Annotated in this window: 15 protein-coding genes; 12 read left to right on the forward strand and 3 right to left on the reverse strand. The window is 44.2% G+C overall.

Annotated features, from left to right (window positions below; genetic code table 11):
• A partial coding sequence (locus QUA38_RS13295; RefSeq protein ID WP_333162472.1) for a sigma factor occupies positions 1-294 on the reverse strand: 294 nt, incomplete at its 3' end.
• A gap of 519 nt (positions 295-813) precedes the next feature.
• Here QUA38_RS13295 and QUA38_RS13300 point away from each other — a divergent pair.
• Both QUA38_RS13300 and QUA38_RS13305 read left to right on the forward strand, forming a co-directional pair.
• The gene (locus tag QUA38_RS13300) at positions 814-1,029 is read left to right on the forward strand and encodes a hypothetical protein (RefSeq protein ID WP_333162447.1); all 216 of its coding nucleotides are present in this window, start codon (positions 814-816) and stop codon (positions 1,027-1,029) included.
• 108 nt (positions 1,030-1,137) lie between these two features.
• Complete coding sequence (locus QUA38_RS13305; protein WP_333162449.1) at positions 1,138-2,337, forward strand: response regulator; 1,200 nt, start codon at positions 1,138-1,140, stop codon at positions 2,335-2,337.
• A gap of 254 nt (positions 2,338-2,591) precedes the next feature.
• Here the strand turns inward: QUA38_RS13305 and QUA38_RS13310 are convergent, their stop codons facing one another.
• A complete protein-coding gene (locus QUA38_RS13310) occupies positions 2,592-9,452 on the reverse strand; it encodes an AAA family ATPase (RefSeq protein ID WP_333162451.1) in 6,861 nt (2,286 codons plus the stop codon).
• A gap of 343 nt (positions 9,453-9,795) precedes the next feature.
• Between QUA38_RS13310 and QUA38_RS13315 the strand changes: the two genes are divergently transcribed.
• Positions 9,796-10,497, forward strand: coding sequence for a polysaccharide deacetylase family protein (locus tag QUA38_RS13315; RefSeq protein WP_333162453.1), 702 nt, complete (start codon positions 9,796-9,798; stop codon positions 10,495-10,497).
• Between the two features lie 137 nt (positions 10,498-10,634).
• Here the strand turns inward: QUA38_RS13315 and QUA38_RS13320 are convergent, their stop codons facing one another.
• Positions 10,635-11,843 carry a lipid-A-disaccharide synthase-related protein gene (locus tag QUA38_RS13320; protein ID WP_333162455.1) on the reverse strand — a complete coding sequence of 403 codons (1,209 nt, stop codon included), beginning with the start codon at positions 11,841-11,843 and terminating at the stop codon, positions 10,635-10,637.
• Positions 11,844-11,951: 108 nt separating this feature from the next.
• Between QUA38_RS13320 and QUA38_RS13325 the strand changes: the two genes are divergently transcribed.
• From QUA38_RS13325 to QUA38_RS13365, 9 genes are all read left to right on the forward strand, one after another.
• Positions 11,952-13,115 (forward strand): GuaB3 family IMP dehydrogenase-related protein, encoded by a 1,164-nt coding sequence (locus tag QUA38_RS13325; RefSeq protein WP_333162457.1) that lies wholly within the window; start codon positions 11,952-11,954, stop codon positions 13,113-13,115.
• A gap of 489 nt (positions 13,116-13,604) precedes the next feature.
• Positions 13,605-13,928: a thioredoxin gene (gene trxA / locus QUA38_RS13330; protein ID WP_006631199.1), complete on the forward strand. Its 324-nt coding sequence runs from the start codon at positions 13,605-13,607 to the stop codon at positions 13,926-13,928.
• 189 nt (positions 13,929-14,117) lie between these two features.
• On the forward strand, positions 14,118-15,185 hold the full coding sequence (locus QUA38_RS13335) for an LOG family protein (RefSeq protein ID WP_333162459.1): 1,068 nt from the start codon (positions 14,118-14,120) through the stop codon (positions 15,183-15,185).
• Between the two features lie 186 nt (positions 15,186-15,371).
• Positions 15,372-16,577: an urease accessory protein UreH domain-containing protein gene (locus QUA38_RS13340; RefSeq protein ID WP_333162460.1), complete on the forward strand. Its 1,206-nt coding sequence runs from the start codon at positions 15,372-15,374 to the stop codon at positions 16,575-16,577.
• A gap of 10 nt (positions 16,578-16,587) precedes the next feature.
• Positions 16,588-17,025 (forward strand): hypothetical protein, encoded by a 438-nt coding sequence (locus QUA38_RS13345; protein WP_333162462.1) that lies wholly within the window; start codon positions 16,588-16,590, stop codon positions 17,023-17,025.
• Positions 17,026-17,416: 391 nt separating this feature from the next.
• Positions 17,417-18,859 (forward strand): cytochrome ubiquinol oxidase subunit I, encoded by a 1,443-nt coding sequence (locus QUA38_RS13350; RefSeq protein WP_333162464.1) that lies wholly within the window; start codon positions 17,417-17,419, stop codon positions 18,857-18,859.
• Between the two features lie 8 nt (positions 18,860-18,867).
• A complete protein-coding gene (gene cydB, locus QUA38_RS13355) occupies positions 18,868-19,881 on the forward strand; it encodes a cytochrome d ubiquinol oxidase subunit II (protein WP_333162466.1) in 1,014 nt (337 codons plus the stop codon).
• Between the two features lie 406 nt (positions 19,882-20,287).
• Complete coding sequence (locus QUA38_RS13360) at positions 20,288-25,669, forward strand: AAA family ATPase (protein WP_333162468.1); 5,382 nt, start codon at positions 20,288-20,290, stop codon at positions 25,667-25,669.
• A 163-nt stretch (positions 25,670-25,832) separates the two neighbouring features.
• Positions 25,833-26,727 (forward strand): serine/threonine-protein kinase (locus QUA38_RS13365; protein ID WP_333162470.1); only part of this gene is annotated, 895 nt, incomplete at its 3' end.

The following is a 26,727-nucleotide window of genomic DNA, read 5'->3' on the forward strand; positions in this document are numbered from 1 at the left end:
TTCTTCAATATCCTCCATCTGCATTGCTTTCCGGCGACGTTCTCGGTGTATATCTATACATAGATTATGGGTTAAGCGAAGCAGCCAAGCTCGGAGGTTGGTGATTTTTTCGGCATAGTCTAGCAATTTATCCCAAGCTTTGAGAATGGCGCGACTGAGCACCTCTTCAGCATCAGTAGCATTCCCCCCCATCCACCTGAGACAGCAACGGTAAAGATCATCTCGGTTCTGCTGCCATAGCTGCCAAAATGCTTTTTCTATATCTTCAGGACAATACCGAATGTCTCTTGCAATAACGGATTGAGAATTTGACTAGACTCAGGTAAACATGATTTTAAAAGTGGTGAAATATAAATGTGAAGGAACATTCCTCTGTTGCTTTTTTCGTTGCACCCCAATGCCGCAAACATCTAGCTCAGTGTGGTCTGAGTATTTATGCGGATAAAGATTGGATTCAGTTGCTCTTTTTTTGAGGCTGCATCCTTTCCATGTCTGTATCCTGGCTCCCCTCCCCCCCCTGTCTGTCGGAAAAGTCGGACGCCCTGGTTTTACTATCTATCTTTAGATAGAGCAGAGCGACAGCATGACTGGTAATGTTTTATGTCTTTTGGTGGATGCTATTAATAGTATGTTTGCGCGATCGGCACAAAGCAAGTCGGAAAAGTCGGATCGTAAAGTCGGAAAAGTCGGATCATTCGGATCGTTATGTGAAAAGGGCTTACGCATGGGGGCCGGTGAAACCGGGTTTGATGGACGAAAATACACAGGTTGCAGCCCGCACCCAAGGTAAAAACCCGGTTTCTGAGAGTCGGAGTGCCTCCAAGACTGGTGAAGAAAGAGGTGGGCAAAAATTTAAGCGAACAAACTCAAAGAACTGACGGGGTGACAAGCAACTTAAAAGCCTTGCATTTAAAGGGTTTAAGCCGATCGCCCTCACAAAGAATTAGGCGGGCGCGATCGCCTTTTTCGGGTTGCGACAAGGTGGAATCAGGATCGGGGGCGATCGCCCCGGAGCGTAATTGTCAATAAGTCTGCAATAATATCTATTAGGAATTTCTCCACCGACTTACTACGGTGGATAACTCAAAATTAGGGTGCAAAACTGGAAAAACCTTACCCGATGAGATTGATTTGTATATGACTTTTGAAGAACCCCTAGAATTTATTGAATCAGCCTTAGAGTCCAAAACCAGTAAACCGTTAAATTTTCTCGAACAGGAAATCTTAAAAGCTGCTTGGAAAAACACAACTTATAGTGCTGTCGCTGACAGCTTGTACCTCAGCGTAGGACATATCAAAGATTCATCTTCTATCCTGTGGCAGCGGCTTTCAGACGTAATGGGAGAAAAAGTTACTAAGAATAACTTTCGTTCTCTGCTAGAGAAGCAAAGCACCACAAGTGCGATCGCCGAGGTCGAAGTCGAAGGCGAACCTATGACGATAGCTTCGGTAGAAGAAAGTGACATCAATGAATTCAAAACATACAAAGGTAACATCTTAATTGTTGATGACATCCAAGAGAATCTGCGTTTTCTAACAACAATTCTCACTAAGGAGGGGTACAAAGTTCGCGGCGTCACCAATGGTGCGATGGCCTTGAGGACGGTTCGCCATTATCCCCCCGATGCTATATTGCTGGATATAAAAATGCCAGACATGGACGGCTATCAAGTCTGCGAAGCCCTTAAATCTGATGAAAACACCTCAGAAATTCCGATTATTTTCTTAAGCGCACTTGACCAAGTTTTTGATAAAGTTAAAGCCTTTAAGGTAGGGGGGTCTGACTACATCTCTAAACCTTTTCAGCCAGAAGAAGTGCTAGTTCGTCTCGAAACTCAGGTCACTATCCAGCACCAAAAATGCCAGCTTAAAGAAGCAATCGAGCGACACCAGCAAACCGCAGAAATTGCCTACCAATCTCGCAGCCTGCTGGCAAATTTGCTAAACTCATCTCTGGATGGAATAGCTGCGGTGCACGCGGTGAGGGGAGATATCGCTGGAGAAATTGAAGATTTTCGCTGCTTGGTAGTTAACCCTGTCTTTGCCAGACTCTTAGGGAAAAAACGAACAGAACTCGCGGCCGAACCCGTGCTGAAAAAACTGCTTAATCAATTGAGTCCAGGATTGTTTGATTTATTAGTAGAAGTTGTTGAGACGGGAGAATCGCTTGAAGGAGAGGTTCATCTAGAAAATGATTACCTTGGCAAATGCTATTATTTCACTGCTGTTAAATTGGGAGACGGTTGCTCAATTACCATCCGCGATCTTACAGACTTAAAACAGTCGGCATTAAAGTCAATGATGCAACTGAACCAACCACGTAGTAGCATCAAATAGGATAAACCTGAGATATTACACCATTCTCAATAAGGCTTTCAAGGGCGGGATATGGGGCCCACCGCACAGGAAATAATGTTTATTGTGGAAGAGGCCGAAAAGCCTGTTCTTGAGAATGGTGCAACATCTCAGATCAACAATCCTGGACGCAATCCGACGCCTAGAAACGGGTTTTTTAACGAATATACGGGCTGTAACGAAGTATGATGTAAAAAACGCGGTTTCTGACCGCCCGTGCGTAAGTCCTAAAAATATCAAGATTCACCAATCAATACTTCAGTTAAATCGAGAATCTTCTCAAACTGAAACTTATTCACCCAACCCCTAAGAGTTTGAAGCTCGAAAGCGTGAGATTCAGGAATCTCCTCAAGGAGTTGAAAAACTAATTCCGAATCCGCGTCAATAGCTGCTTCATATAATTCTACTATCCATTCTTTTGACATCGCTGCTAATAAATCCGTGAAATTTAACGGTTCTCCAGTCACATTAGAAGGGGGACAGGGTAGCTCTTCCTCCTGATAAATATAACCGACTCCCAAATGTTTAGCCATAATGTCAAAGATGGCTTCTGTGTGGAACGGTTTTCGTACAAAATCATCACAACCAGCCGATAAAATAACTGCCTTTTCTTCTTCCCACACGCTAGCAGTCAAAGCAATAACAGCAGTAGCTTGACCTTTAAGGGTGCCTTTAATGCGTTTCGTGGCTTCATACCCATCCATAAGGGGCATTCTCATGTCCATCCAGATGAGATGGGGTGAGTATGAATCCCAAATTTCAAGCGCTTCAATACCGTTAGTCGCTTCTTCAACTTCAAAACCAACAGGTTTGAGGAGTTTAACTAACAGTTGCCGATTGTAATCTCGATCATCCACTACTAGGATGCGATATTGGGGTTGGTTAGGCGCTAGGGCAACGACGCGACGACTGTGGGGTTGATTTTGAATGGCGCTGGCATCAGCGATGCCCACAGGAATGTCAAATTTAAATGTTGTGCCCGTTGTGTCTTCAAAAAATTCCTTGAGAGGCATTCCAGGAGTGAAAGCTTTACCGTGACTAATGACTGTTATTTCACCTCCCATCAAGCGGACAAATTGACGGCTAATCGTCAGTCCTAATCCGGTTCCTTGCTGCACTTTTTGACCGGATGCTGTTTGCACGAAGGGTTTGAAGAGATTCTCCAGTTCCTCTGCCGCAATGCCAACTCCCGTATCTTTTACTTCAAAGGTAATGGTTGTTGGTTGTTGGTTGTTGGTTGTTTTGGTTCCGGGTTCACTTTGGGCTTTTACCTGTTTATTTTTTACTTCTAAAGACACCCCTCCCGAAGAGGTAAACTTAACGGCATTACTGATAAAATTAATCAGCACTTGCCGCAACTTAACTTCATCAGCGAAGATATATTTAGGAACATCGGCAGCACATTTAAATCGTAAGTATAAGCTTAGAGCGGTGGCTTTTAACGCAAACATATCCTCTATTTCAGCTAAAAACTGATGAAGGTTTAAATTATTTTTAGATAGCTTCATGCCTCCCGCTTCAACTTTGGAAAGGTCAAGCACCTGATTAATTAGAGATAATAAATGCTCTCCACTGCGCTGAATGATATTGAGGTTATCTTTTTGTTCAGTTAACAGATTCGTATCCTGATTCATCAGTTGCGAGAAACCGAGAATGGCGTTCAGGGGAGTTCGCAATTCGTGACTCATGTTGGCAAGGAAAGTGCTTTTGGCGAGGTTGGCGGCAACTGCTGCTTCTTTCGCTCGTTCGAGTTCTGCTTCAACTTTTTTGCGCGCGCTGATATCTCGTCCTACCGCCTGGAATTCAACAATGCAACCGGAATTATCAAATATCCCTCGGTTAACCCACTGCGTCCAACGCACTTGGGAGCTAACAATCACCCGATTTTCAATTGTGACAACGGGATTTTCTGGGCTAATGGAATTGACGACTCGGGTTACATATTCGCGGTCTTCTTCAAACACGACAGGTTCGTAGCGATGCCCGATGAGTTGTTCCCTTGTCAGTCCAAAAAATCGACAGAAGCCTTCATTAACAAAAGTAACGGTACCATCTGGCAGATAGCGGGCAATCAGTTCTGTCTGGTCTTCCAGAATACCAAGGTAGCGTGCCTCGCTCTGCTGCAGAGCCTCTTCGATTTTTTGGCGCTCGCGAATTTCCTGTTCTAAACGGACATTTTCAATGACCGTAATCTGTGCTTGCTGGCGTGAGCTAATATCTTGAAAAGCTGCGATCGCATACTCTACACTACCCGTCTCATCAAAAATTGGCGTGCTAGTTACTTCTAAGGGAACGATTCGCTCACTGTAGTGCAGTTCCAAATCATCCGCCCATGTTTTTTCACCGCGAAGCGATCGCACCAAGGGTAGCTGTTCCACTGGATACATCTCCCCAGTGCCTGCCCGATAAACGTGATAGGTTTTTGAGAGTTGCTCGATTTCGGCTTTGGGTAAATCTTGAATATTCAGTAACTGCTGTGAAACTGGATTGGCGTAAACCAGTTGTCCTTTGGCGTCGTGAACGGATATGCCAAAAGGAATAGCGTTAAGGAATTTATTCAGGCGATTTTGCGTCGATTGTACTTGGGTGTAGAGTCTGGCGTTGGTAAGGGCGATCGCCGCCTGAGTTGAAAGTAATTGAATCACTTGCAGGCGATCGGGTGTAAAAACGCCATCTGCTAAATTATTTTCCAAGTAAACAATGCCAATTAATTGCCCTTGATTGAGCAGAGGGGCGCAAAGGATAGACTTGGGCTGCTGTGTTTTGATATAAGCATCTTGGGTAAATCGGCCTTCACGGGCAACATTGGTTTCAATCAGTCCTTGTTTAGTCCTCTCAACATAGTGAATAATCGACAAAGGAAGACAGGTTTCTATAGGAGTCGATTGCAACACCATCACTTGATTTGAGTTAGCCTCACCTGACGCTTCGACTCGCAGTTGTCCTTGAGACTCTAAAATTAGATAGCCAGTTTCTGCCCCGCAGCTTTCCAGCAGGATTCTCATCAAAGTCGTGAGGAGTTTATCCAACTCAATTTCACTAGCAATTGCCCCAGATGCTTTCATCAAGGCTGCCAAATCCAGGAGCTCACCTGAAGTGCTGCTAGATGTATCAGACAGGTTGCTGCGCGAATTTATGGACATATTGAGTTTCGTAAAACGCTTTAAAAGTTCTGGATACTGTCGTTTTAAATCAGTCAATTTAGCTGTTGCACCCCAACGTAAATAGCAGTAGTAAGCATTTGTCATATAGGCTTGGGCAACTTGCTCTTTTCCCCAAGCGATGTAGAATTTGGCAGCTAGTTCATTAGCCAAAGCCTCTTCGTTGATGTAGTCATGTTCTTTGGCTAAGGCAATGGCGCGATCGTAGTAGTCGATCGCCCTAGCATTTTCACCCAAAACTCGATATCGCTCTGCCTCCACTAGATAGAATTTATGGAGGTGAGTCATCGGAGCAAACTCCGCCCATTTTTGGATTTTTTTCTGGTTGGCTTTCACCTTCTGGAGGATGAGTTTTTGCTCGGATTTTGGTGCGTCAGAATAGATAGCCAGATAAACTAAAGAATTGTAGAAATGGTAGAGAGGAATAGTACCTACAGCGCTATCGCTATATTTTTCGGCTGATTTAGCATTTTCTATAGCTTGCTGATAGTCTTGAAAAAGATAGCAGAGAAATAGCTTGTAAAAATAGAGGGAATGACAAAGATTTTGAGCCTTCGCCTCTATATGCAGAGGTAACATTTTTGTTTCGTCATAGCTTTCACCGATTAAACGGCATTTATCTTCAGCCTGCCCCATCAAGTTCAATACAACCTGTCGATTGAGTTGGTTGTAGTAATATGATGTTTCTTGCTTCAGTTGGCTGAGGGTATTACTGTACATTGCCATCTCTCGCTCGACTGTTGCCAATTCCTTACCCAATACATAGGAATGGTAGGAGTATACGCAGGCCGAATAAGCTGCATATTCTAAATCTCCAGTTTCTAGGGCGATCGAGTAAGCATTCTGCAAAGGGTTTAAAGTTTCCCTAAGATGATCTTTCCAATGTTTGACAAAGTAATTAACAATAAATATGGTTCTGGCTTTGACTTCTTTAGCATTAAACTTATCGAGTAACAAGAGAGCAAGTTGTCCAAATTGATAGCCAGTCTCAATGTCTCCTACGGTTTCTCCAGACAGAATCAGTCCGTAAGTAGCATAGGCACAAGAAGACACAGAAGTATTCCCGTATTTGATGGATAAATTGACCTGTTTAAACGCCATTAGCGGTAGCAAGTCAGGTGTGGAAAAATGGGCAGCGGACACTATACCTGATAAGATACGCATAGCTGCCAACTTATAAGGATCGGTCATCACTGGTAAGTCGATTAAGTCCTCGATTCGCTTCCCTGCTAAACTTAACTTAGTCTTCACCAGTTCAAAGAAAATATTTAATTTTGTTGGTTTTTGGGGAAAGCGAATTCCCAACATCTTTAATACTAAAAGGGCCGTATCTATCGCTGCTAACGGTTGGTTTTGTGCTGTATAGGCTTGAATCTTGACTTCATAGACTTTCACTTTGTCCAGCAATGAAGTAGCTTGTTGAAGCACTAGGTCAGCCAATTTTTCCATTTCCTCAACATGACTACTCAAGATAGCAGCTTCTACTGTTTCCACATACAGTGCCAGAGTGAGGTCATACTGACGAAGCCAACTATCTGTACTCAGCCAATTTATACCAATTATTAAGTAATTCCAGGCTGGTTTCCAAGCTGCTGATGCCTTCGCTTTTTTGCCAGCAATCAGATTTAATTGAGCAAGTTTATCTCTTTCTAACAGGATGTCAATTGCTTCTATACCGAAGTTTAGTTGATTGACAATATCAAAAACCTTTTGTGGGAGTACCTGGGGTGGTGTATTTTGTAACAACAGTTGCCCGACTTTCCAGTGAACCGCTTGCTTGTCGTCTGGGAGAATTAGGGAATAGGCGGCTTGCTGGATGCGATCGTGAGCAAATTTATAAATAATTTTTAATGCGTTTGTATCTCTGTCTGTTTTCAGGAATTTGTAATCATCTCCAAGGGGTAATATCAATCCTCCTTGAATAGCATTCCATAATTCATCAGCCGTTTCTTTTTGAGAAGTTTCATTAATAATTGAAAGGGTTGGTAAATCAAATTGGTTGCCAATGCAAGCGGCTAATCGTAAAACTTTTTGTGCTGATTCTGATAAGGTTTGAATTTGCTCTGCCATGAACTCAACAACGTTATCAGTAATATTCCTAGTTATAATTTGCTCTAAATCCCAATGCCAAGCCCCAGCATTCAAATCAAAATTCAGCAATTGCTCTGTATAAAGCGACTTGAGAAACTCTTTGATAAAAAAGGGATTTCCTTGTGTTTTTTGCCAAACCAACTCGGCTAATCTTTGCGTAGGGACGCATTCGGTTTTCAGCGTATCCACAATGAATTCATTAACCTGGTTTAAATTTAAGGGTGAAAGAGAGAGATGATTAATTACTACTCCCTGTTTTTTCATCTCAGATAAAGTCAGCATAGTAGGATGATTTGCCCTGACTTCGTTATCACGATAAGCTCCGATTACAAACAGATATTGAGTAGTAAAATCGGTCATTATCAACTGGATTAATTGTAACGTAGCGCTGTCTGTCCACTGAAGGTCGTCTAGGAATAGGACGAGGGGATGTTCTTTTTGGCAAAAAAGTTTAATAAAGTTTTGAAAAGCTAAATTAAAGCGATTTCTGGCTTCTGTTGCAGGTAATTCGGGAACTGGACTCTGTTTGCCAATAATCAGTTCCACTTCGGGAATGACATCAATAATAATTTGTCCGTTGATGCCTAATGCACGCCGAATCTTCTCTCGCCACTGTTGTAATTGGGGTTCAGTTTCGGTGAGCAATTGCCGCACCAATTCTTGGAAGGCAGCGACTAAAGCTTGATAGGGAATATCGCGTTGCAACTGGTCAAATTTACCTGCAATAAAGTAGCCACTTTTTTGAGTGATGAGCTTATACAATTCCTGAACTAAAGCTGATTTCCCAATACCAGAGTATCCAGAAATTAGCATGAGTTCAGTTTTTCCTTGTATCGGCAGATGTTGTGACTGAGTGGTCGTTGGGTTGCTCGCCCCTACTTGTTTCTCTTCTCCAGAAGCTACGCGATAAAATGCAGTCAATAAAGAGTCAATCTGTGATTCTCTTCCGTACAGTTTTTGAGGGAGTTGCAATTGAGGAGAAATATCTTGGTAGCCCAAGGAAAAATTTTGAAATTTACGACTTCTAAATTGAGCGAGACAAGTTTTTAAATCGGCATTGATTTTCCAAGCAGTTTGATATCTATTTTCCGCAGTTTTTGCCATTAATTTCATGACAATTTCTGAGACATTCAAGGGAATTTGTGGATTAATTTCATGAGGTGGAGTGGGTTGTTTGGCAATATGGCAATGGACTAACTCAAGTGCATCGACGGATGTAAAAGGCAACTGGTTGGTTAGTAGTTCATAGAAAGTAACGCCAACAGAATAAAAGTCAGTGCGGTAGTCTATCACTCGATTCATCCTGCCTGTTTGTTCTGGAGATATATAAGCCAATGTCCCTTCTAGAAGATTAGGACTTTTGAGGCTCGGATTCTCTTGGGATAGGATGCTAGATAAGCCAAAGTCAATAATTTTTAATTGTCCGGTTTCAGGATTCAAGACAATGTTAGATGGATTGATATCTTTGTGAATGACCTTTTTTTGATGAACTTTGCCTAACGCATCTGTGATTTGGATGGCTAGGTGGAGAAACTCTGGTAAACCAAAGGGACGGCCATCCAGCATGATTTTTAAGGACTCTCCTCCAAAATCTTCCAACAACATGACTTGTGTGTTTTCGTATTTTCGTAGTTCGTAGGCTTTAATCGTTTCCTCTAGGTTGAGACGGCGAGTGATTTCGTATTCCTGCTGATAGCGGTAGAGTTCGGCTGGTGTGGGGTAATCCTCTTTGAGGAGTTTCAAAATCAAAGGTTGCTGATTTGATTTGAAGATGCCTCGGTATACGAGGGAATTCGCACTTTCGTAGATTTGCTTGACTATTGTGATATCTGGCAGTGAAATCATGTTGGGAATTATTGCTGCCTAAAAAAGTTGACTATACAAATAAATATAACATGGCGAGGAGCGGGTGAGAGGAGCAGTAAACTGGCTGCGAATATACATCCTTGCCTTACACCCCCTACAAGTCCGGATGTTTTATTATTTCTTTTTTGCTCTGGACTTACTTACGCTATATTTAGGGTACAAGTGTACTGGCACTTGAAGGGTCTAGCTATTGTCCGATCGCCAAAAATGAAAAATTTATGAACGGACAATAATTAATGATAAAATAGCTTAAGGATTCAGCTCCCCAATTGTGGTAATCTGACAAAAATCCACTTTCATTCTCGATCGAGTGCGTGCAGCTATGCGAATCGGTAAAATATTACAAAAGTTTCTGCTTTTCACAATAGCGTTATTTTTCGCAGTATCGCTGTTAATTAAAGTTACTAAATTTAACAATTATTTCGGCATCAACCGTGCCGATACAGAAGTTAAAGTTGTTGCCCTTACCTACGACGACGGGCCCTATCCTCCCTATACAAATCAGCTTTTAGATATCTTAGACCGCTATCAAGTTAAAGCAACTTTTTTTGAAATCGGCCGCAATATTGAGAAACATCCAGAAATCGTGAAAATGATTGTCGCGAGGGGAGATGAGTTGGCAAACCATTCCTACTCTCACAAAGATATGATGTTTAAACCCCAGAAATTTTTGCTGTCTGAGATAGAAAAAACAGACAAACTTTTGCAGGAAGTTGGGGTTAAGCAAGACAGTATTAGTTTTCGGCCGCCTTGGGGTAGGCGATTTGTAGTTTTGTCTTATTTGCTATCCCAAATGCACAAAAAACTCATAATGTGGGATGTGGATTCCCAAGATTATGAAAAAACACTCACGGCGGAAGATATCGCAAATCGGGTGATTGAAAATGTGCGATCGGGTTCGATTGTGGTGATGCACGACGGCGGGGGCGATCGCTCTAAAACCGTAGCAGCAACTGAAATGATTGTCAAGGATTTGCAGTCGAAAGGTTACGAATTTAAAACTGTTTCTGAGTTGTTGAAATAGCAATAGGGCGCGTCAGCCACAATTATTTTCGCGACAAATCCACAATCTCATACTGACGCATCAGGGAATAAATGGTGCGTCAGAATTACTCTTTCCGTGCCGATGTAAAATTTCAAACCTGACGCACCCTACCAGAATTAATAACAAAGATAGTTGGCCACGTAATTAGCAATTTTTATGCTGCCGCCCGATCGCCCCATTTTTTCTAAGCCATTTTTAACACAACTTGCTAAATATTTATCATCTTGCAAAGTGCGATCGACTGCCAAAGCAGCTTCCTTGATAATACAAGAATTGGCCGGTTGTGGGCCAATAACCTGCACCGAATCACCTAAAAGCCGATTTTGAGCCTCCGCAAACCGATAGGTAAAGGCAGGGCCGTTTCCCGGTACTGCAATTACAGGTTTTCCCAAGCCCACAGCTTGTTCGACAGCAGTTCCAGTCATCCCAATTACTAAACTAGACTGCTGCAAAATATCGGTGAAAGCATCGGCTGAGCACATCACTTCGACTAATTTTTCTTCACCAAAAGACCGTTTGATTGCTGGAAAAATGAGCTTGCCAGATCGGTGTTGCCATCCAGAGCGCACCGCAATATCATCTAATTGAGGTATCAAATTCGGAACTAAAGCTGCCCGAAACTGCACCGATACAGTAGAGTTACTAGAAATTTCTTTAACCAGTTCCAGGAGCAAAATGAGGTTGTTAGTAGCTTCTGGGAGGCGAGAACCGGGGAGAAGGGCGATCGTCCGAACTCCGGGTATTAACTGCAAATCTTTGCCCGTAGAATTGAGGTTGTCCATGACTGGATTGCCGACAAATTGAGCTTTCTTTAAACCCTGTCGGTTTAAGTCAGCAGCAGTCAAAGCATCTCTAGTAAAAACCGCCAGACATTTCTCTGAGCAAAGCAACTGCCACAAGATGAAACCCAAATCGACTCGCCCCTCGTAATAACTAGAATGGGCCGATAGAAAAATTATATAGGGGCGGTTGCTGGCATGGGCGATCGCCGCCGCGACAATATCCCCAGTCGCCACCACCAAATCGCAGTGGCGCGAATGCCTCCAAACAGCCTGCAATTGCTGCCAAGTCAAAGCAATTAGCCCCGCCCCAATATCTTTGAGGAAAAACAGGGGATTCATGTAAAAAACTCCCCCAGACGGCATTTGACTCGTGGGCCCAATAATTGGCACGGTCGATCGGCTGTAAGCAGCCCCGTCACCGACAACCGGCATCGCCGAAACATCAATATCCACGCCAGATGCTCTCAAAGCTTTGAGAATTTGACAGTTAATCGCGTCTTCCCCGTGGCCGTTGCTGAGGAAAAGTATCCCCTTCGATTTCATAAAATCCAATCAAGATCAGGCTTTTTAAACTCATTTGCGCGATCGCTACCTGCCGACAGGCTACGATTTTGTTACTCTAATTTAAATACCTTGTGGAAGTGAAACAGCGTGAATATTGAAATTGGGCGGGGCAAAAGTGCTCGCCGAGCTTACGGCATAGATGAAATCGCGCTCGTACCAGGACAGCGCACCCTCGACCCGAGTTTGGCAGATACCAAGTGGCAGATTGGTGGGATCGATCGAGAAATCCCGATCATCGCCAGCGCAATGGATGGAGTAGTCGATGTCCGCATGGCCATTTTGCTGTCGGAATTGGGAGCACTGGGCGTGCTCAACCTAGAAGGAATTCAAACCCGCTATGCCGACCCCCAGCCAATATTAGAGCGCATCGCCAGTGTCGGGAACCACGAATTTGTTTCCCTGATGCAGCAACTCTATGCCGAACCCATCAAGCCAGAATTAATCGACCTGAGAATTAAAGAAATTAAAGCTGGAGGAGGGATTGCCGCCGTCAGCGGTACACCAGCCGGCGCGAGCAAATACGGCCGGACGGTTGCTGAATCTGGAGCCGATATATTTTTTGTCCAAGCAACTGTAGTCTCGACAGCTTTCCTTTCCCCTGAATCAATCTCATCTTTAGATTTGACACAATTCTGTCAAGAGATGCCGATACCAGTAATTTTGGGTAACTGCGTCACCTACGAAGTCGCCCTGAATTTAATGAAAACTGGCGCTGCGGGCATTCTCGTGGGCATTGGGCCGGGGGCTGCTTGCACATCTAGGGGGGTATTGGGTGTCGGCGTTCCCCAAGCCACAGCGGTAGCAGACTGCGCCGCCGCGCGGGACGACTACTATCGCGAAACTGGCAAATATGTGTCGGTGATTGCTGACGGCGGTTTAATTACTGGTGGCGATATCTGCAAGTGCATTGCCTGCGGTGCCGATGGAGTGATGATTGGTTCGCCCTTTGCCAGGGCCGCCGAAGCTCCCGGCCGCGGCTTTCACTGGGGAATGGCGACTCCCAGCCCGGTTTTGCCGCGCGGCACTCGCATTCGCGTGGGGACTACGGGTACTGTGGAGCAAATTTTGCGGGGGCCTGCGGTGCTAGATGACGGTACGCACAACTTGCTCGGAGCTCTAAAAACTAGCATGGGTACCTTGGGCGCTAAGGATATTAAGGAGATGCAGCAAGTGGAAGTGGTAATTGCTCCTTCTCTGCTGACTGAGGGTAAAGTCTATCAAAAAGCTCAGCAGTTGGGCATGGGTAAGTAGATTTACCGATCAAATACCAGCATACCTTGACAAAATTTGTTCAAGAGTCTCGAAATTTACAGAATATTGTGGAATTATCGAGAAGGAGATGTCACAATAGAAGAAGCGGAGACGAATGTTTCCGTTCACTCCTCACACCACACTCCGCCCGGACTACTGTTCGGGCGGTTCCTTTTTTGACGGAAATCTTGGCTCTTGCTTACTAGATACAGAACTGAGGCTTTTAGCTCCGGAGAGGGGGAGAGTGGGAGAGTGGGAGAGTCTGGGAGTGGGAGAATTTTTTTCTAGATAAGTGCATTCTGCCTTCGGAAACATCAGTGCCTTGTTCGTTCAGAAACCTTGTGCCTTCTTCCTTCTACCGTCTTCCCTCTTCCTTCTACCGTGTTCCTTCTTCCTTCAGAAGCGTTCTGTTAAAATCGTTGACGCAAGTGGTTACATTTTTTGCTAGACTTGTTATCCGAGAAATAGTATTTACAAGGATGGCTAGGGATGTCAGCAGCCGCGCAAGTAACCGACTCTACCTTTAAGCAGGAAGTGCTCGATAGCGAAGTTCCAGTTCTAGTGGATTTTTGGGCTCCCTGGTGCGGGCCCTGTCGGATGGTGGCGCCCGTCGTAGACGAAATTGCCCAGCAATATGAAGGGCAGGTCAAGGTAGTAAAAGTTAATACCGACGAGAATCCTAACGTGGCCAGCCAATACGGTATCCGCAGCATTCCGACGCTGATGATATTTAAGGGCGGTCAACGTGTGGATATGGTTGTTGGGGCAGTTCCTAAAACTACTCTGGCCAACACTCTGGAAAAGTACATTTAACCCAACTGCGAGCGGTTTCGCGCTGTTCTTTTTGGGCCGCGAAAGCTCACTCGCTTCAGAACCGGGGCAAAGCTACTGGAAAAGTTATTAGTTGCCAGCAGGGCAATTTGCTGGTGGCTATTAGCTTATAACTTTGGCTTGCCCCTTAATTTTTAGTAGAGACAATTTGTTATCGTTTCGGAAAAATTCATGATTCGTTCTGGGTCTGGTCAAGGTTTTGAGTCCCTCCAAGCTGAAGTGATGGATTTGCTCGATCGCTTGCCAATGTTGAAGCACTCTGAGTGGATCGAACGATCGCTCTCTACTATAGTGCAAATGGCCAGAGAGGAGCTCGATCGCCTAGACTTGAAGATTATTGCGGCGGCGCTCCGAGATATGGAGAGCGCTTTTGAGCTGTTTTATCCTTACCGCCACGTTCGCAAAATTGTGATTTTTGGTTCGGCGAGGGTGTCACCCCAATCGGCAGAATATTTGATGGCTAGAGACTTTGCGCGCGCGATCGCCCAGCAGGGGTTTATGGTGATTACTGGCGGCGGCGGGGGAATTATGCAGGCGGGGAACGAGGGGGCGACTGCGGAACGTTCTTTTGGACTGAACATTCAGTTACCTTTCGAGCAGAGTTCTAATCCTTTCATTGCGGGCGATCCCAAATTGCTCAATTTTAAATATTTTTTCACTCGTAAGTTATTTTTTCTCCGGGAGAGCGATGCTTTGGCTCTGTTTCCGGGCGGTTTCGGCACTCTGGACGAGGCTTTTGAGTGTCTGACTTTGACTCAAACTGGCAAGTTCGGGCCGGCTCCTGTGGTATTGATCGATCGACCGGGAGGAGATTATTGGCACGATTGGAATTATTTTGTGCAAAAACAATTGCGGGGCCGGGGTTTGATTTCAGCCGACGATCGCAGCCTGTATACGATTACTGACGATATCAATGTCGCTTGCGAGACTATTGGTAGTTTTTATCTGGTTTATCACTCCTGCCGCTACGTGCGCGAAAAACTGGTAATTCGCTTGAAAACAGAGCTTTCTGATGAGAATGTCGATCGGCTAAATACTGATTTTAGCGATATTGTTGTCACCGGAAAAATTGAAAAAAGTCAAGCTTTGGAACCGGAAATAGGAGATGCGACTTTCGATCTGCCGCGCCTGACTTTGCATTTCAACCAGCGGGATTTGGGGCGGCTTTATCAGCTAATTGCTGCTATAAATCAAATGGGTGCAGCTTCGCCGGCGGCGGCACATCCAGAAAAAAAGTAGTTATTAGTCGTCAGTCATTACTAATTTTAAATATCGGTGAGATTAGAGAGAAGTTTGACAACTTGTATTTTGACAAAAGCGATCGGCTGAGATAAGTTTTTGTAAAAAGTAAATAAAAAAGCGTCCAAGAGCCGAAGAAAATCTTGTCAATACCTTGATGGCGTTGTTTGGGAAAAAAACAGCAAAATGCTAGACCTGCTGCTAATTGCAATTTTGGGATTTCTCGGCAGTTTCGGTCACTGCGCTGGGATGTGCGGCCCGCTGACAATGGCGTTTTCTCTTTCTAATTCCCGCAACGATAAATTAGCTGCTTTCCGCTTTCATTTGCTGCTAAATTTGGGGAGAATTGCTGCTTACGCTTTGGTTGGTGCTGCAATTGGCGGGCTGGGTTCGGTGTTAATTGCTGGCGGACTTTTGGCAGGTACGGGTAGCGAATTGCGGCGCGCGATCGCACTTCTAACGGGCACTATGCTGATTTGGTTCGGAGTAGGGCAAATTCAACCGAACTTACTGCCGGGATTGCCCCGATTGCAGCCGCTTTCGCACGATCGAGTCGGACAAGCAATGAGCAAGCTTTCGGCACAAAAAAACTGGTGGGTGCCGATTGCTTTGGGTTTGCTTTGGGGTTTGATTCCCTGCGGTTTCCTCTACGCAGCCCAGATTAAGGCGGCGGAAACCGGAAACCCGGTTTTGGGTGCGGCGACGATGCTGGCTTTTGGACTCGGCACGCTGCCAACTATGCTGGGAGTGAGTTTTTTTGCTGGCAGATTGAGCGCGGACAAGCGCAGTCAACTGTTTCGCATGAGTGGGTGGTTGACTGTGGCGATCGGGATTCTTACCCTGCTGCGAACCGATGAAATGGTCGATTTTACCGGCCACGCAGCGCTGCTGTGCTTGACGCTAGCACTTTTGGCGCGTCCGGTGAGCAAGTTTTTACCGCAACTGCTGCGCTACCGCCGCGCTTTGGGTGTGGGCGCGTTTGTTCTAGCAGTCGCCCACACGTTTCATATGCTGGATCATACGCTGCGATGGAATTTTGATGCTGTGTCCTTCATGTTGCCGCAGCATCAGTTGGGAATGAGGGCTGGGATGATGGCGTTGCTGTTGATGTTGCCGGCGGCGGTTACAAGTTGCGATCGCATTCAAAATTATTTAGGCCAACTGTGGCGAATGCTTCACCTGTTAAGCGTTCCAGCTTTCTTGCTGTGCGCTGTACACGCTGTACTCATCGGTTCCCACTATCTCGGCGGCTTTGAATCGACGGCGGTTAATCAATTGCTGACAGCCGTGTTAGCGGTGGTTGCGGTGTTAGTTATGTTTGTGCGATCGCGCTTTTTTTGGTCAATTTTATCACTGGACAAGTTCTATGTTTCACCTGTCAAACAAAAGTAAAAGTTTAGGATTGTTAGTTTTTTGGGGATTGCTAATTGAAGCAGCAATTCCGACTGCGCCGCAGTTAAACTCGATTTCAGTTTGGGCGCACCAAGTCGAAGTCTCGGAAGATGTAGCCGCTACCTTTCACCTAGAACCAAACCACAACCCCCGCGCCGGACAGCCTGCCAGAGTGTGGTTTGCGCTGACTCGCCGGGGCGGCAAAATTATCCCTTTAGAGCAGTGCAATTGCAAATTAGCGGTTTATCCAAAAGAGCGCCAAGAAGGGGATAAGCCACTGATGCAGCCGCCTTTAAAAGCCATATCAGCCGAGAAATATCAAGGGATTCCCGGAGCTGATATCGTGTTTCCCAAGGCTGGCATTTACCAGCTTGACTTGAGCGGAACAGCCAAAAAACCAGCTAATTTTCAACCGTTTAAACTGAGTTACACTGTCAGCGTTAGGTAATACCATTTGAGATTTTAAGGACTGATTCTGGAGAGATTTTATGTAAATTAACTGCCGAGAGCGTCGAGAGCGCCGAGGGGAGAAAAGAAGAGAAAGATTGAGAGCAAGTTTTCTATTTTAAGTTAAGGTGGACACGCGACATGTAATTTAGTTAAATTACTATTATAGCAACTACCAAGAGGCTTAGGACGTGCTTAATTGCTGAAACCATTGATCTTATTGATTTTATTGCGCTTGGCTTCTTCCTTCTTCCTTAAAACAGCAAATCTTAATTTTTAATAAAGATAAGTCGGTGCATTCTGCACTAATTAAATTTCTGCGCTACCTTGTCAGTGTCCATTATGAAATTTGTGCAAGCTAACGTCTCTGGAACTGACCAAAGGATATAACGATGGATATCTTATCTAACACCGTGGCCCTATCGCGGATGCAATTTGCGCTAACCGCCATATTCCATATGCTGTGGCCAGTTCTGACTACAGGAATGGGAATTTATCTGGTAATTGTTGAAGGCATATGGCTGAAAACTCGCAATCCTGACTACTACCATCATGCTCGTTTCTGGTCTAAACTCTACGTCCTCAACTTCGGTATTGGAGTAGCTTCAGGAATTCCGATGGAATTTCAGTTTGGCACGAATTGGGCACCATTTTCTGAAGCTGTTGGTGACTTTTTTGGCAGTATTTTGGGCTTTGAAGCTTCAATGGCATTTATGCTAGAAGCTGGCTTTTTAGGCATTATGCTGTTTGGTTGGGAGCGCGTTCACCCGATCGTTCATTATTTCGCTACAATCATGGTAGCCTTCGGCGCTAACCTATCCACAGTCTGGATTTTAGTCGCTAACTCTTGGCTGCAAACTCCTGCGGGTGGAGAAATGGTCAATGGCAAGTTTATTGTCAGCGATTACTTTCAAGCAATTATGAACCCGTTCGCATTAAACAGCATTCTTCATATGTTTTTTGCGACGTTAGAAACTTCGCTGTTTGTCATTGGGGGAATTAGCGCTTGGTACATTCTCAATAAGCGCAACCAAGCCTTTTTTTCCAAGTCTTTAAAAATTGCCATAGCGACCGCAATCGCCGTTGCACCTTTGCAAATATACATCGGACATTTGAGTGCCGAACAAGTTTATCACTATCAACCCACTAAATTAGCAGCAATCGAAGCTAAGTGGGAAACTTCACCAGCGGGAGAGTCCGCAGATTGGACTTTGCTAGCTTTGCCTAATGAAAAAGCCCAAAAAAATGACTGGGAAATTAGCATTCCCAATGGCTTAGGATACATTCTGGAATTCAAACCAAATCTCTCGGAACCCGTACTCGGATTGAAGGAATGGAAGCCAGAAGATAGACCGCGGATGGTGGGTTTAATCTACTATTGTTTTCGCATAATGTCCGGGATTGGATTCTTCTTTTTAGGACTGATGCTTTTCAGTATAATTCAGTGGCTGCGAGGCAAACTTTCTGCTGAAAATATTAGCAGTCAACCTTGGCTGATGCGCGCTTGGGTATTAGCTGCTCCCCTAGGATATATTGCTGTAGAATCGGGTTGGATTGTCCGCTGTGTCGGCAGGCAACCTTGGGCTTTATACGGGCAAATTCGCACTGCTGATGCGGTGTCAAACATCCCCGCCAGCAATGTGTTAACTTCTCTCAGTTTCTTTGCCGTTGTTTATAGCTTTTTGTTTGTTTGTGCCTTGTATTTTGGCAGCAGAATTATCCGCCAAGGGCCTAATTTAACTCTGCCGGTACCGGGATTAGACAATGAACCTGCAATCGAAAGTCAACCTGCAGAACACATTCCCGATCAACGTCCCGTAGAAGCACAACAATAGGAGATTTTATGCAAGCTTTGGAGCATTTTCTTCCACAAGTTTGGTTTGTGGTTTTGGCTTTATTTCTCCTGCTATATGTCATGCTAGACGGTTTTGACTTAGGAGTAGGAATCCTGTCTCTGACTGCTGATGACGAGGAGCGCAGGGGCATTTTAATGACGAGTTTGGGTAACGTTTGGGATGCTAACGAAACTTGGCTGGTGTTGATGGGAGGCGCTTTATTTGGCGCATTTCCCCTCGCTTACGGTACGATTTTGACAGCGCTGTATATACCGATTTGCATGATGCTTTTTGGTTTGATATTTCGGGCTGTCGCCTTTGAATTTCGCGAGCATTCTAATCGCAAATTATTCTGGAATTATGCCTTTGGTGCTGGCAGTTTTTTAGCAGCTTTAGCTCAAGGCTTTGCCCTCGGTGCGGTGCTCGAAGGCATTGCGGTTGACGAAGCCGGTCACTTTGTGGGGACTACTTGGGACTGGCTGGATTGGCGATCGATCTTGGTTGCTTTGACGCTGATTCAAGGCTATGTTTTGATCGGTTCAACCTATCTAATTATGAAAACGGAGGGCGAACTGCAAACAAATCACTATCGCACGGCTAAAATTGCGGCGGTGACAACTTTAATCGGAGCAGTTTTAATTACGATCGCCACTCCGATTTTTTACGAAAGTGCTAGATCCAGGTTGTTCGATAAACCGCTAGTTTATGTGTTTGCCACGATTCCTTTGCTGGGAGTGCTGTTGGTGGGGCTGCTGCTGAAAAGTCTCGAAAACAAAGAAGAACGCACGCCGTTGGTCTGGACGATTCTGATTTTTTTGCTTACTTTCATCGGCTTGGGATTGATTGTTTTTCCCTACATTATTCCCTCACAAATCACGATTTACCAAGCCGCAGCTTCGCCCAGCGCCCTAGTATTTATGATTGTGTTCATGGGCGTTCTGCTCCCGATTATGATTTTTTACAACATCTACAATTATGTTGTGTTTCGGGGTAAGGTTGTCGGCGGCCACTACGGAGAATAAAGCATAATACAACCGCAAATATACGCAGATAGTATCAAGTTTATATACTGGTTAATCTGCGTATATTTGCGGTTAAAAATTACAAATTATTGTTTTATGATACCATAATAACTTACGAAACCATACCATAGCGCCAATCGGGAAAGGAACTGGTTGAGAATTAGCGATCGCACCTCATGCGATTTGAGATTTGAAATTTGAGATTGAACTCACGGATGAGTCCGGGGGCTTGTCACCACATTGCTTGATTGTCAAATAATAGTTGATAAACATAGGGAAAAAATTACAGTTAATTCTGTACCTAGCGAGGGTGCAGAGTTTGCGATCGCTATCTTTGTCAAATAATAAAATACAATGGAATAGAAGGTTTTAATTTAACTGTTTTATAATAAAGGGTTAATAAGTTATGGATGCGATCGCAAATTTGTCAGGTTATGAGATTACAGAGAAACTTTATGTAGGTACACGTACCTTAGTCTATCGAGGCATCCGTACCCGTGACCAATACCCTGTCGTCGTCAAACTGCTGCGAAACAAATACCCCACATTCAACGAGCTCGTCCAGTTTCGCAACCAATATACCATTGCCAAAAATCTCGACTTCCCTCACCTCGTCAAACCCCTGACGCTGGAAGTATACCAGAATAGCTATGTCCTAGTAATGGAAGACTTTGGCGGAGTCTCCCTATCTACTTATATCAAAACCGGAACAAATAAAACCGAACCATCTCAATTTTTACCTTTAGCAGAATTTCTCCAAATCTCCATACAACTAACAGACATTATTCACTATCTATACCAAAAGCGAGTCATTCACAAAGATATTAAACCCGCTAATATTCTCATTAATCCAGACACCAAACAAATCCAACTAATTGACTTTAGTATTGCCTCCCTCCTACCACGAGAAACCCAAGAAATACAGAATCCCAATATCTTAGAAGGAACATTAGCCTATCTCTCTCCCGAACAAACAGGACGGATGAATCGAGGCATTGACTATCGTAGTGACTTTTATTCCCTGGGTGTGACTTTTTATGAATTGTTGACAGGAAGGTTGCCATTTATCTCAGATGATCCGATGAAATTGGTGCATTTTCATCTCGCCACACCGTCGAAACCGATCCATCAAATAAATCCAGAGATACCCCTAATTTTATCGCAACTTGTCAGTAAGCTGATGGCAAAAAATGCAGAAAAACGCTATCAAAGTGCATTAGGACTCAAGCAGGATTTAGAGATTTGTTTAGTTCAGTTACAAAAAACAGGCCAGATAGAATGTTTTGAACTCGGAAAGCGAGATATTAGCGATCGCTTTACTATCCCCGAAAAGCTCTACGGTAGAGAAAAAGAAGTTGAAACCTTATTAGCTGCCTTTGAGCGAGTCAGCACAGGTAGCACCGAAATGATGCTAGTAGCCGGTTTTTCGGGAATTGGGAAAACCGCCGTTGTCAATGAAGTTCATAAACCCATTGTCCGTCAGCGCGGTTATTTTATCAAAGGCAAATACGATCAATTTCAACGCAACATTCCCTTCAGTGCCTTTGTGCAAGCCTTCCGCGACTTAATGGGTCAATTACTATCAGAATCCGATACCCAATTGCAAAAATGGAAAACCCAGATTTTATCAGCAGTGGGAGACAACGGACAAGTCTTGATTGATGTGATTCCTGAGTTAGAAGGTATAATTGGCGCTCAACCTCCTGCAACAGAATTGTCAGGAAGTGCCGCCCAAAATCGCTTTAATCTGATCATGCAGAAATTCGTGCAAGTTTTCACGAGCAAAGAACATCCTTTAGTGATGTTTTTGGATGACTTGCAATGGGCGGATTCAGCCTCCCTGAATTTGCTACAATTATTGATGATGGATACAGGATATTTATTAGTATTGGGGGCCTATCGAGATAATGAAGTTTCGCTTGTGCATCCATTTATCTTAACAGTGGATGAGATAGTTAAAAATGGGGCAACAGTTAATAGGATTTATTTGCAACCGTTAAGCGAAACCGATATAAATTTGTTGGTGGTGGATACGCTGAATTGCGAATCATCACTGGCCCCACCTTTGACAAAATTAGTATATCAAAAAACTCAGGGAAATCCTTTTTTTGCTACTCAGTTTCTCAAGGCATTAAATGACGAGCAGCTAATTAGCTTTAATTGGGATATTCGGCATTGGCAGTGTGATATTGCCCAAGTTAAAGCCTTAGCGATTACTGATGATGTCGTTCAATTCATGGCTTGGCAATTGCAGAAGTTGCCGCCAGAAACTCAGGAGGTTCTCACATTAGCTGCGTGTATAGGATCGCACTTTGATTTGAATACGTTAGTAATTGTCAGTGAGCAATCTGCGGGAATGACGGCTACGGCTTTATGGAAAGCATTGCAGGAAGGTTTGGTGATTCCCACGACCAAAATCTATAAGTTCTTTACCCAATCGGATAGTAATGAAGTTTTCAATTCTTCAGCTAATCCAACTTATCGATTTTTACACGATCGCGTCCAGCAAGCGGCATATTCACTCATTCCCGATTCACAGAAAAAAGCAACTCATCTCAAAATCGGACAATTACTTCAGCAAAATTTTTCAAAAATAGAGCAAGAAGAAAAACTGTTTGATATTATCGGGCATTTGAATCGAGGAATTGAGTTAATCGCCCAACCGAGCGAACGAGAAGCCTTAGCTAAACTGAACTTGGCAGCCAGTTGTAAAGCCAGAAATTCTACCGCCTACATGGCAGCTAGAGTTTATCTGCAAACAGGCATTGAGCTACTGACAGCCAACTGCTGGCAAAGCCAGTATCAATTGACTCTGAACCTCTATGTTGCTGCTGCTGAAGCCGCCTATTTGAATGCTGACTTTGATGGCATGGAAGAGATAGCAGCACAAGTGTTGCAAGCAGCCCAGACAATCTTAGACAAAATCAAAATTTACGAAATTCAAATCGCCGCCCAGACAGCACAGAGCAAGTCACTAGAAGCCATTGCAGTAGCAAGAGATGCACTCTGGCAATTGGGGGTTGAACTACCCTCCGAAGCTGACGAAGCTTTGATTGGTAAAGCGCTAGAAGCCGTTGCCAGCCAACTCCAAGGTAGACGGATTGAAGAGCTAGTTAATCTGCCGGTGATAACTGATGCCAAGGCTCAGGCTGCCATGCCACTATTAGCAACATTATATTCTCCTATCTTTCTGGGAATGCCCGGTTTGCTGCCCCTACTTAGCTGCAAGATGGTGAGTTTATCGCTCTCCTTTGGGAATGCGTCAGCATCGACGGTGGGGTATGGCATTCACGGACTGGTGTTGTGTGCCTTTTTGGGAGATGTGGAAACGGGGTATGCCTTTGGTAAATTAGCACTCTTATTGCTCGATAGGTTCAATGTGCGGGAATTCAAGTCCATGATTCTGAATTTATTTGGAGCCTTTATTCAGCATCGCAAAGAAGCAATGAGGGCAGTGATGCTGACGACGAAAGATAGCTATAGGTTGGGCATGGAAACTGGCGATTTTCTAAGTGCTGGCTACAGCATGGTCACTTACAGCTATATGAACTTTTTCAGTGGAGTAGAACTGAGCAATTTGGAATCAGAAATAGCAAGTTACAGCGCCGCCTTGGCTCAGGTAAAGCAATATTCGGCTCAGATTTATGTAGACATGGTGCGACAGACCGTGAATAACTTAAAGGAAGTCGAGATTCTGTCGGATTGCTTAATCGGCCTGGCTTACGATGAAACAGTGATGATGCCCAAGCATAATCAGGATTATGAATTCACTGCCATCGCCGAGGTTTATATCTACAAACTGTTGCTTGCTTATTGCTTTGGTAACTACAAAGAGGCGAACAATTATATTAGCCAAGCCCAGCCCTATTTGATAGCAGTACCAGGATGTATTTTTATTCCCATTTTCCATTTCTATGCAGCCTTGACACACCTGGCGCTCTTCCCCACACATCCTGAAATTGAGCAAGCTGACATTCTCGCCTCTGTGGAAACCCATCAAACGACTCTGCACCAGTGGGCGCAAAATGCTCCCATGAATCATCTGCATAAATGGTATTTGGTTGAAGCAGAACGGCAGCAGGTTTTGGGTTACAAGGCAGATGCACTTGAAATGTACGATCGCGCTATCCAACTCGCTAAAGAAAATCTATTCATCAACGAAGAAGCCCTCGCCAACGAACTAGCAGCTAAATTCTACTTGGAATGGGGCAAAGAAAAAGTAGCTCAAGCCTACATGATTGAAGCCTATTATTGTTATGCCCGATGGGGAGCTAAAGCCAAAATTGAGGATTTGGAAAAACGTTATCCTCGCCTACTCGGTATTATCCTTCAGCAAGCTCAAGCCTTTAGTTCATTAAAGGAAACGATCGCCTGCGGAACAATTACTTATAATACCAACTCTTCTAGCAGCAACTCTGAGTTTCTCGATTTGCCTACTCTGATCAAAGCCTCTCAAGCCATTTCTGGGGAGATTGAACTAGATAAACTCCTGACTACTCTCCTAAAAATAGCGATCGCGAATGCTGGGGCAACTAAGTGTGTCTTATTGCTCAAACAAAAACAGTATTTACAGGTAGCGGCTCTTGTAGAAGAGGGACATGAACCTGAGCTATTACCCTCAATACCTCTAGAATCAAGTCATGATGTAGCAATTAGTTTGGTTAACACTGTCAAGCGTAGTTTGAAACCTTTGGTAATAGTTGATGCTAGGGTAAGTTCCCAGCTTGCAAGCGATCGCTATATTGAACAGCACCAGCCGATCAGTGTTCTTTGTATTCCAATCCTTAATCAAGGGCAGTTGATAGGAGTTTTCTACCTGGAAAATAACCTAACGGTTGGGGCGTTTACGAGCGATCGCATCGAAGTGCTAAATTTGCTGGCTTCTCAAGCTGCTATTTCCTTAGAAAATGCCCGTTTGTATCAAGAATCTCAACAAGCATTAACCGATCTCAAGCAAGCACAAATAAAAATAGTTCAAAGCGAAAAAATGTCAGCTTTGGGAAACTTAGTGGCTGGGGTGGCTCATGAAATTAATAATCCAGTGGGTTTTCTGGTTGGTAATATTCAACCCGCCCTAGATTATATCAAAGATTTATTTGGATTGCTCGATTTGTATGAACAAAAATATCCGCAACTCGATCCAGAGATTCAAAAAGAAATCGAGAACATAGATCTTGATTACATCCGGGAAGATTTACCCAAATTAGTAGGTTCGATGCGGGAAGGCGTGAAGCGGATTCGAGATATTAGTACCAGTCTACGAACCTTCTCCCGTGCCGACACTAACTATCCCGTAGCTTGTAATATCCACGATGGCCTCGATAGCACCATTATGATCCTGAAACATCGCCTCAAGGCTAACGAAAATCGTCCAGAAATCAAAGTGATTAAGGAATACGGTAATTTGCCATTAGTGGAGTGTTATGCCGGCCAGTTGAATCAAGTATTTATGAATTTGTTAGGTAATGCGATAGATGCTTTGGATGAATCAAATCAAGACCGGAATTATGCAGAAATAGTCAATCAAATTACCATTAAAACTGAAATAGATGAGGATAAAAAACAAGCGATGATTCGCATTAAAGATAACGGTGTGGGCATCAGTGAAGCAGTGCAAGAGAAGATTTTTGATGAATTATTTACTACCAAGGGAGTAGGGAAAGGGACGGGGTTGGGATTGGCGATCGCTCGTCAAATTGTGGTTGAGAAACATGGAGGGGCGATCAAGGTAAATTCTCTATTGGGAGAAGGGACGGAGTTTTCAATTTTCTTACCGATGAAAGGATAAGACGATATCGATAGATGGCAATATTTTTATTCGAGAATGAAAAAATAATAGAAGCGGTAGAGTCTTTCTGCTGGGGGCGAAATCAGTTATCTCACCGTTAGACTTGACAAAGAGAAGTGTATAATAAGTTACAGAAGTCAATGTCTGAGATGGAGTAATCCAGATGAGTACCGCAGTGGATTTGACAAACCGAGTTTCAGGATATGATCTGGTTGAGCAATTATACTGCGGCTCCAGAACCCTAGTATATCGAGCTATCCGAGAAACAGACCAGATTCCGGTTGTCATTAAACTATTAAATCGAGACTATCCCAGCTTCAGCGAACTGCTGCAATTCCGCAACCAGTACACCATCGCCAAAAATCTACGCCTGCCGGGAGTCGTTGAACCCTACAATTTAGAGTCCTACCGCCACAGCTATGCCCTAGTAATGGAGGATTTTGGGGGTATTTCTCTGCGAGACTACGCCCAAGAACGCAAGCTGACTCTGGCAGAAATATTGGAAATTGCCATTCAAATAACTGATATCCTTGACGGACTGTACCGAAACAGAGTCATTCACAAAGATATTAAACCAGCTAACGTTCTGATTCATCCGGAAACCAAACAAATTAAACTCATAGACTTTAGCATCGCCTCCCTACTGCCGAGAGAAACTCAAGAAATTCAAAATCCCAACGTTTTAGAGGGAACCCTCGCCTATATTTCTCCCGAACAAACCGGAAGAATGAACCGAGGCATCGACTACCGCACTGACTTTTATTCTCTGGGAGTCACTTTGTACGAACTGCTGACAGGAAAACTGCCATTTGAATGTGACGACCCGATGGAGTTGGTTCACTGCCATATAGCCAAAAAACCTCCTGCCATAAACAGCGAAGAAATCCCGCAGGTGGTTTCGGATATGGTGATGAAGCTGATGGCAAAAAATGCGGAAAAGCGCTATCAAAGTGCCTTGGGATTGAAGTATGACTTAGAAAAGTGTTGGCAGCAGTGCCAAGAAACTGGAAAGATTGAAACTTTTGAGTTAGGAACGCGGGATATATGCGATCGCTTCC

The organism is Microcoleus sp. Pol12B4, from assembly GCF_036701385.1.
GTDB lineage: Bacteria > Cyanobacteriota > Cyanobacteriia > Cyanobacteriales > Microcoleaceae > Microcoleus.

Bases quoted from the DNA above. Each gene is read 5' to 3' on its own strand.
- QUA38_RS13305 (WP_333162449.1), top strand. From the start codon at position 1,138: ATGACTTTTGAAGAACCCCTAGAATTTATTGAATCAGCCTTAGAGTCC.
- trxA (WP_006631199.1), top strand. From the start codon at position 13,605: ATGTCAGCAGCCGCGCAAGTAACCGACTCTACCTTTAAGCAGGAAGTG.
- QUA38_RS13315 (WP_333162453.1), top strand. From the start codon at position 9,796: ATGCGAATCGGTAAAATATTACAAAAGTTTCTGCTTTTCACAATAGCG.
- QUA38_RS13320 (WP_333162455.1), bottom strand. From the start codon at position 11,843: ATGAAATCGAAGGGGATACTTTTCCTCAGCAACGGCCACGGGGAAGAC.
- QUA38_RS13360 (WP_333162468.1), top strand. From the start codon at position 20,288: ATGGATGCGATCGCAAATTTGTCAGGTTATGAGATTACAGAGAAACTT.
- QUA38_RS13310 (WP_333162451.1), bottom strand. From the start codon at position 9,452: ATGATTTCACTGCCAGATATCACAATAGTCAAGCAAATCTACGAAAGT.
- QUA38_RS13350 (WP_333162464.1), top strand. From the start codon at position 17,417: ATGGATATCTTATCTAACACCGTGGCCCTATCGCGGATGCAATTTGCG.
- QUA38_RS13335 (WP_333162459.1), top strand. From the start codon at position 14,118: ATGATTCGTTCTGGGTCTGGTCAAGGTTTTGAGTCCCTCCAAGCTGAA.
- cydB (WP_333162466.1), top strand. From the start codon at position 18,868: ATGCAAGCTTTGGAGCATTTTCTTCCACAAGTTTGGTTTGTGGTTTTG.
- QUA38_RS13340 (WP_333162460.1), top strand. From the start codon at position 15,372: ATGCTAGACCTGCTGCTAATTGCAATTTTGGGATTTCTCGGCAGTTTC.